6 protein-coding genes and 1 pseudogene are annotated in these 6,455 nt (G+C 61.1%); 3 read left to right on the forward strand and 4 right to left on the reverse strand.

Translation table 11 applies throughout. From position 1 onward, the window contains the following. Positions 1–7: 7 nt before the first annotated feature. The 4 genes from SM765_RS16565 to SM765_RS16580 form a co-directional block, all read right to left on the reverse strand. Positions 8–634: a nucleoside/nucleotide kinase family protein gene (locus tag SM765_RS16565; RefSeq protein WP_274838025.1), complete on the reverse strand. Its 627-nt coding sequence runs from the start codon at positions 632–634 to the stop codon at positions 8–10. Then, positions 631–1,425 carry an ATP-binding cassette domain-containing protein gene (locus SM765_RS16570; RefSeq protein ID WP_065272377.1) on the reverse strand — a complete coding sequence of 265 codons (795 nt, stop codon included), beginning with the start codon at positions 1,423–1,425 and terminating at the stop codon, positions 631–633. Before SM765_RS16570 ends, SM765_RS16565 begins: the two co-directional genes overlap by 4 nt. Then, a complete protein-coding gene (locus SM765_RS16575; protein ID WP_065272378.1) occupies positions 1,401–2,483 on the reverse strand; it encodes an ABC transporter permease in 1,083 nt (360 codons plus the stop codon). Before SM765_RS16575 ends, SM765_RS16570 begins: the two co-directional genes overlap by 25 nt. A gap of 113 nt (positions 2,484–2,596) precedes the next feature. Beyond that, a complete protein-coding gene (locus SM765_RS16580) occupies positions 2,597–3,607 on the reverse strand; it encodes a sugar ABC transporter substrate-binding protein (protein WP_217593298.1) in 1,011 nt (336 codons plus the stop codon). A gap of 181 nt (positions 3,608–3,788) precedes the next feature. Between SM765_RS16580 and SM765_RS16585 the strand changes: the two genes are divergently transcribed. The 3 genes and pseudogenes from SM765_RS16585 to SM765_RS16595 form a co-directional block, all read left to right on the forward strand. Further along, complete coding sequence (locus SM765_RS16585; protein WP_274839009.1) at positions 3,789–5,000, forward strand: ROK family transcriptional regulator; 1,212 nt, start codon at positions 3,789–3,791, stop codon at positions 4,998–5,000. A gap of 67 nt (positions 5,001–5,067) precedes the next feature. Continuing rightward, complete coding sequence (locus tag SM765_RS16590) at positions 5,068–5,994, forward strand: carbohydrate kinase family protein (RefSeq protein WP_274838027.1); 927 nt, start codon at positions 5,068–5,070, stop codon at positions 5,992–5,994. A gap of 138 nt (positions 5,995–6,132) precedes the next feature. Continuing rightward, positions 6,133–6,377: pseudogene (locus tag SM765_RS16595) on the forward strand (transposase); the annotation flags it as partial. Between the last annotated feature and the right edge of the window lie 78 nt (positions 6,378–6,455).

The following is a 6,455-nucleotide window of genomic DNA, read 5'->3' on the forward strand; positions in this document are numbered from 1 at the left end:
CCGAAGACTAGGTGATCGTCTTGTCTGCCTTGAGCGAGGCCGCGGCGACCAGGCGGGCGTTTTCAAGGTCGTTACCTTCGGCGCGGGCCACGGCTTCGCTATGCGGGAGACCGTGGTGGAGCCATCTATCGATCAGACGTTGGCGCAAAGTGGAAAGGTCGACGTCCAGAGAAATCGAGAAGTCCCAGAAGCGGCGCAGCTCCCGCCATCCGGGGGCATCAAACAGCAGGTAATTGCCCTCGACGATGACGGTGTCGCATGTCTCGGGAAGTAGGCCCGCGCCAGCAATTGCGATGTCCCGGTCCCGATCGAAAACCGGGAAGATCACCGACGGTGCATCCGGCAGGGCTTTCACCAGCCGAAGCAGACCACCTAGGTCGAAGGTCTCCGGCGCGCCTTTTCTGTCCAGAAGACCGCGCTGGGTGAGAATGGCGTTGTCGAGATGGAAGCCATCCATTGGCACGACCTGGGTCTGGCACCCGGCGTCGTTCAGCTTGTCCGCAAGGACTGCCGCCAGCGTGGATTTGCCAGAGGCTGGCGGTCCGGCCAGAGCGACAAGTTTGCGTTGTCCGGAGCGCGGCGCTGTCAGAATGGGATCCAGGAGCCTTTCGGCGATCGCTTCAGGCTCGTTCATGCCGCGTCCTGGGCAGGTGGCTCCTTGGCGCCGGTCATGAAGGCCACGGCATCGGACATGGTATAGTCCTTGGGATCGATGGTGCAGAGCCGTTTGCCCAGCCGGTGGATATGGATCCGGTCGGCGACTTCGAACACATGCGGCATATTGTGGCTGATCAGGATGATCGGGATGCCGCGCGCCTTCACGTCCTGAATGAGTTCCAGCACCTTGCGGCTTTCCTTGACCCCCAAGGCCGCCGTCGGCTCATCCATGATGATGAACTTGGTGGCAAAGGCGGCCGCTCGGGCGACGGCGACACCCTGCCGCTGACCGCCCGACAGCGTTTCGACCGGCTGCTTGATCGACTGCACGGTCATCAGGCCAAGTTCGGTCAGTTTTTCCCGCGCGAATTTCTCCATCGCCGGTTTGTCCAGCATCCGTAGGTATTTGCCCAGAAATCCGGGTTTGCGGATTTCGCGTCCGGTGAACATGTTGTCGGCAATCGACAAGGCGGGGGACAGGGCGAGGGTTTGATAGACGATTTCGATGCCCATGTCGCGGGCCTCGATGGGGGAAGAGAAACTGACCGGTTTGCCCTCAATCAGGATTTCCCCCTCATCCGGGATGGTGGCGCCGCAAATCGCCTTGACGATCGAGGATTTGCCCGCGCCATTGTCGCCGATCACGGCCAGGATTTCCCCGGGGCGCAGTTCGAAATCCGAATGGTTGATGGCGGTGACGTGCCCATAGCGTTTCACGATACCTTTGGCCTGAACGACTGGTGTCATGCCGAAACCCTCCTGATCCATTGGTCGATGGCGACCGCGATGATGATAAGCCAGCCGATGGCGAAGACCTGCCAGAGCACATCCACCCCGGCCATGCGCAGCCCCGACTGGAAAACGCCGACGATCAGCGCCCCGAAGAGCGCCCCAAGGATCGATCCACGCCCGCCAAACAGCGAGATGCCACCGATTACCACGGCGGTGATGGACTGCAGGTTGCCTTCGTAAAAGGATTGCGGCGAGATCGAGCCGACCCGTCCGATCGAAGCCCAGCCCGCAATGGCGCAGACCAGACCGGCGAGCATATAGACCGAGACCAGCGTGCGCTCGGTGCGGATGCCGGACAGTTCCGCCGCCTCCATATCGTCGCCTATGGCGTAGACGTGGCGCCCCCAGGCGGTCTTATTCAGCATGTACCAGAGCGCAACAAAGATCACGACCATCAGGATCACGCCAAAGGTGATGCGGGCGCCGCCAATATTGAAGGCATTGCCGAAGAACTTCAGGAAAGGCGCTTGATCGTCGATGTCCTGGCTGCGGATCGACTGAGCTCCGGAGAGCCAGAGATTGAGCGCAAAGAAGATCGACCAGGTGCCGAGCGTGGTGATGAAGGGGGGCAGTTTGACCTTGGTGATCAGCAGCCCATTCATGGCTCCCGCCGCCATGCCCCCAGCGAACCCCAGCAGGATCGCAAAGGGGCTGGGCACGCCCAAGTTGACCGCCAGATTGCCCATGATGACCGACATCAGCACCATGATCGCCGCGACCGACAGATCGATGCCCGCGGTCAGGATGATCAGTGACTGCGCTGCTGCGAGCATGCCGATGATCGACACCTGCTGCAGGATCAGGCTGAGGTTGAAGGCGGAAAAGAACCGCCCTCCGGCGATCAGCCCGAAGGCCAGCAGGCTGATGACCAGCACGATGACCGGCACGAAGGTTGGGTTGTTGTGCAGGATATGCTGCACCCGGCTCAGCAGCGTTGTGTTGCGAACTTCGAACTGGGCGACGCGTGTATCACTTCCCTCCAGAACCTGTTCGTAGTGTTGGCCTTTTGAGCCCATTCCGGATGTCTCTGACATGACGACCTCCCCGGCCTGAAGCCTATGCTACGGCCTCTGATACGGTCAAAGGTTTAGATTGATGGCATTTGGCCGGGGCATTTGCTGCCCCGGTCCTGTGGTGTTTGCTGAATTTAGCCCCAGCACTTCTTCAGGCCGTCGGCCGAGCTGAGCGACGGGATACCGTCGACCGGCGCATCTGTGATCAGTTCAACGCCGGTGTTGAAGAAATCCAGCCCTTCGGTGTTCGCCGGTTTGGTGCCGTTCTCGGCCCAGGCCTTGATCGCGTCGATACCGAGCGAGGCCATCCGCAGCGGGAACTGCATGGAGGTTGCGCCGATCACGCCCTCGCCGACATTCTGCACGCCGGGGCAGCCGCCATCGACGGAAACGACCAGCACGTCGTCTTCACGGCCCACCGATCTGAGCGCCTCATAGGCGCCGGCAGCGGCAGGTTCGTTGATCGTGTAGACCACGTTGATGCCCGGGTCGATCTGCAGAAGGTTCTCCATCGCCGTGCGGCCACCTTCTTCGTTGCCGTTGGTCACGTCGTGGCCAACGATACGCGGGTCATCTTCATCGCCGATGTCGGTGGGGTCCTTGATGTCGATGCCAAAGCCCTGCAGGAACCCGCCGTCGCGCAGGTAGTCCACCGAGATTTCCGAGGCATTCAGGTCCAGGAGGGCGATCTTGGCGTTTGCAGCCTCGTCACCCAGCTTTGCCGCGGCCCACTGGCCAATCAGCACCCCGGCCTTGAAGTTGTCGGTAGCAAAGGTCGCATCGGCTACATTGGCCGGTTCGAACGGAGTGTCCAGCGCGATCACCAGCGCACCGGCGTCACGGGCCTGGGTGATGACGGGCGTCAGGGCGCGGCTGTCCGTCGGGGTGATCAGGATGCCTTTGGCCCCCGATGCAATGCAGGTCTCAACCGCTGCGACCTGGCTTTCCACGTCGCCGTCAATCTTGCCCGCATAGGTGGACAGATTGATGCCGTTTGCTTCGGCTGCGGCGGTCGCGCCTTCCTTCATCTTCACGAAGAAGGGGTTGGTGTCGGTCTTGGTGATCAGACAGGCGTTGATCTCTGCATGCGCCGCGCCAGCCACCGAGGCCAGGGCGAGCGCGGAAATGGTCATGAGTTTTTTCACGTGGTCCTCCCGAAATTATTGTTCTCAATCCGGCTGGCTCCTCTCCAACCGGACCCGCCTAGAGCGATCTGGGCAGGTCGTGAGCCCTAAAAAGCCTGATTCCTCATAGGGTGTCAATTTGTTTGTTAACTTTACTAACTAATCGCCACAGAGTATCTTTTCTGAAGAAAGGCGGCAAACTATGTTCGTCCGAATGGACCATGTCAGTATCAAAGAACGAAGTGCCGGGGTGAATCAGCGGGGTGTCCGCGATCACAACGAACGCCTCATTCTGTCCATTCTGTTTCGCCACCGCGCCGTGTCCGCCGCCGAGATCGCCCGCCGGACCGGCCTGTCCCGCCCTACGGTCTCCACCATCCTGCGTAGGCTGGAGGACGACGGCTTCGTCCAGCGGGGGGAGCCGGTCAAGGGCAAGGTCGGCAAGCCTTCGATTCCCATCGAACTCGGCTCCGAGGGGGCCCTGTCCGTGGGCATGAACCTGGGCCGCAAGAGCGCGGATCTGCTGCTGCTGGATTTTGCCGGCAACGTGCGCCAGCAGCTGCGTACGACCTATGATTATCCCATGCCGGACGCGATCTTCGAATTCCTGAAAGATGGGCTTGAAACCCTTCTGTCCGGCCTGACCGCAAAGCAGCAGGGCCGGGTCTGCGGCATCGGCATCGGGCGGCCTTTTGAGCTGTGGAAGTGGCATGATCTGACCGGAGCCGCTGCGGAAGAATTTCAATCCTGGGAAGATGTCGATTTTGCCACAGAAGTGGCCAGGTTCAGCGACCTGCCGGTTTTTGTCGTGAACGATGCCACGGCGGCCTGTCAGGCCGAGCATATGTTCGGGCGGGGCAAGGATTTCCGCGATTATGCCTATTTCTTCATTGGGTCCTTCATCGGCGGCGGGGTGGCGATGAATGGCACCGTTTTCGAAGGCAATCGGGGCAATGCCGGGGCGCTGGGATCGATGCGCACCACCGGCCCCCTGGGCGAAAGCCTGCAACTGATCGATACCGCGTCGCTGCACCTGCTTGAGGCGCGCCTGGTAGAGGCCGGGATCGGTCCCGAAATCCTCTGGCGCAAACCGCAGGACTGGAGCGGTCTGGAACGCTATGTGGAGGCCTGGATCGGCACAACGGCACAGGAGTTGGCAAAGGCATCCTTGTCGATATGCTCCGTCATCGATTTTGAAGCCATCATCATCGATGGCGCCTTCCCGGTCGCTGTGCGTGAGGAACTGGTCGAACGCGTGCGCCGCTATCTGGCCAATCAAGACAAGCGCGGTTTGATCTCGCCGCAGATCGAGGCTGGAGCCGTCGGCGAAAACGCCCGCAGCATTGGCGCTGCCGGGGGGCCGATCTTCACGCAGTTCCTGCTTGATACCAACGCCGGGCTGGCGGCGTTATGACCCGGTTTCAATGCAAAATCCCGCGCGCAGGCGCGGCAGCGGCGCAGCACTACGCGGAGCGAATGTCATGATCCTATGCTGTGGTGAGGCCCTGATCGACATGATCCCGACCCCGACCGATGGCGGGCGCGACGGGTTTGTGCCCCATTCCGGTGGCGCCGTGTTCAACACCGCCATCGCGCTTGGGCGGCTTGGCGTGCAGACCGGTATGTTGACCGGCCTGTCCCGCGACATGTTCGGTCAGCAGCTTGTCGAGGACCTGAAGGCCAGTCACGTGGATACCACCCATGTCATCACCTCGGATCGCCCGACGACCTTGGCCTTTGTCAAACTGACGGATGGCCACGCGTCCTACAGCTTCTTCGATGAAAACTCGGCTGGCCGGATGCTGCTGCCTGCTGATATGCCGCAGCTGCCGGAGGATCTCACGGCGCTCTATTTCGGGGGCATCAGCCTGGCCTGCGAACCCTGCGCCACCGCCTATGAGGATCTTCTGGCGCGCGAAGGCGCATCCCGCGCGGTGATGCTGGATCCGAACATCCGGCCGGGCTTTATCGAAGATATCAACCGTTTCCGCGCCCGCCTGGACAAGATGATGGCGCTGGCGGATATCGTGAAAGTGTCGGATGAAGACCTAAACTGGATTGTTCCAGGGCCGATGCCGCTGCCGGAAAAGGTTGCGGTCGTGCAAGCCAAGGGTCCTTCTGTGGTAGTCATGACCCAGGGCAGTAAGGGGGCGACGGGGTTTCTGGCGGGCGGAGAAAGCGTGCAAACCCGGGTCCGTCCCGTTCAGATTGTAGACACGGTCGGAGCCGGGGACACCTTCAACGCCGGCCTGCTGGCCCGGCTCAGCGAACTGGGCGTCTTACAAAAAGCGGCCCTGCGCAACTTACCCGCAGACATGCTTGCAAATGCGCTGTCCTTCGGCGCAGGTGTCGCCGCCGTGACCGTCTCCCGCGCGGGTGCGAACCCGCCCTGGGCAGCTGAGCTGTAACTTCTTTTCGACTACAACATCAGCGCCTTGATGCGCCGTCGCTCCTTTGCGCCGTGACGATGGGCCATAGCCTAGGGTCAGGACCCATTGATTTCCGTCCCGCCGCGTGATTCACGGTTCGAAAACCGAGCGGTGCCCATGTCTGATCTTTTCTGGCTGACGGATGCGCAGATGGCGCGCCTTCAGCCCTTCTTCCCCGAGGTCCTACGGCAAGCCACACGTTCACTGCCCGGCAGGGCATTGCGCAGCAATGTCCCGAGAGGGATGATCGACGTGTGTTGAGCGGAATTATCTTTATTAATCGCAATGGGTTGAGGTGGCGCGACGCACCTTCGGCCTATGGACCACACAAAACGCTTTATAACCGTTGGAAGCGGTGGAGCGTGACCTGCTCCCCTGAAAAGTCCGCGGTTTGAAGTTAGCCTGTTCTCCAAACGAGGAGACAAACGATGCGGAAGAGC

The organism is Pseudophaeobacter sp. 1A09344 (assembly GCF_041008745.1).
In the GTDB taxonomy this organism is placed as follows: domain Bacteria; phylum Pseudomonadota; class Alphaproteobacteria; order Rhodobacterales; family Rhodobacteraceae; genus Phycobacter; species Phycobacter gallaeciensis_A.

Bases quoted from the DNA above. Each gene is read 5' to 3' on its own strand.
- SM765_RS16565 (WP_274838025.1), bottom strand. From the start codon at position 634: ATGAACGAGCCTGAAGCGATCGCCGAAAGGCTCCTGGATCCCATTCTG.
- SM765_RS16570 (WP_065272377.1), bottom strand. From the start codon at position 1,425: ATGGATCAGGAGGGTTTCGGCATGACACCAGTCGTTCAGGCCAAAGGT.
- SM765_RS16575 (WP_065272378.1), bottom strand. From the start codon at position 2,483: ATGTCAGAGACATCCGGAATGGGCTCAAAAGGCCAACACTACGAACAG.
- SM765_RS16585 (WP_274839009.1), top strand. From the start codon at position 3,789: ATGTTCGTCCGAATGGACCATGTCAGTATCAAAGAACGAAGTGCCGGG.
- SM765_RS16590 (WP_274838027.1), top strand. From the start codon at position 5,068: ATGATCCTATGCTGTGGTGAGGCCCTGATCGACATGATCCCGACCCCG.